Raw genomic sequence first — 327 nt, 5'->3', positions numbered from 1 at the left:
TGCGGTATTGGTGACGGTCACGTCCCCGCCGCTGCCGCCGATACCGCCCTTGCCGCCGAGCTTCAGGCTGACGGCGAGCTTGCCCGCGGCCGACCCCGACGCGCCGCCGCCCGTGCCGCCGCCGCCGCCGATGCTCTGCGCGAGGATGCCGTGGGAACCGTCGCCCCAGGTGGTGATCACGCCGGCTGCGGTATTGGTGACGGTCACGTCCCCGCCGCTGCCGCCGATACCGCCCTTGCCGCCGAGCTTCAGGCTGACGGCGAGCTTGCCCGCGGCCGACCCCGACGCGCCGCCGCCCGTGCCGCCGCCGCCGCCGATGCTCTGCGC

The 327-nt window shown here is 76.5% G+C and carries 1 pseudogene; it reads right to left on the bottom strand.

The window, feature by feature from the left end:
• A pseudogene (locus MKL20_RS18610) lies at positions 1-327 on the bottom strand (hypothetical protein); the annotation flags it as partial.

Origin of the sequence: Methylobacterium sp. E-066 (assembly GCF_022829635.1) — a bacterium.
GTDB lineage: Bacteria > Pseudomonadota > Alphaproteobacteria > Rhizobiales > Beijerinckiaceae > Methylobacterium.
Note: the sequence above shows the minus strand (reverse complement) of the source record. Positions and strands in the feature narration are given on the sequence as shown.